Raw genomic sequence first — 319 nt, 5'->3', positions numbered from 1 at the left:
TGAAGCCTGGTAATGTCCTACTTTCACATAGCAAATGCTACACTATCATCGGCGCTGTTTCGTTTCACTACTGAGTTCGGCATGGAGTCAGGTGGGTCCAAAACGCTATTGTCACCAAGCAAATTTGGGCGTTAATCCGTATCACTACGCACTAACTGAATTTGGAAAATATCTGATAATATTTTTTAAGTCTTTCTTTCAGTAATATCTACTTTAGTCATATTAACTTCTTCGCGTGTTTCACTATCACATAAAACGCGTTTGGCGTTGTATGGTTAAGCCTCACGGGTAATTAGTACAAGTTAGCTTAATGGCTCAC

General features: G+C 39.5%; 1 rRNA gene. It reads right to left on the bottom strand.

Annotation, left to right across the window (positions count from 1 at the left end):
* Positions 1–4: 4 nt before the first annotated feature.
* A 5S ribosomal RNA gene (gene rrf, locus H5119_RS20200) occupies positions 5–119 on the bottom strand.
* Between the last annotated feature and the right edge of the window lie 200 nt (positions 120–319).

The organism is Pseudoalteromonas sp. SG45-5, from assembly GCF_014164085.1.
GTDB classification, from domain to species: Bacteria; Pseudomonadota; Gammaproteobacteria; order Enterobacterales; family Alteromonadaceae; genus Pseudoalteromonas; species Pseudoalteromonas aliena.
Note: the sequence above shows the minus strand (reverse complement) of the source record. Positions and strands in the feature narration are given on the sequence as shown.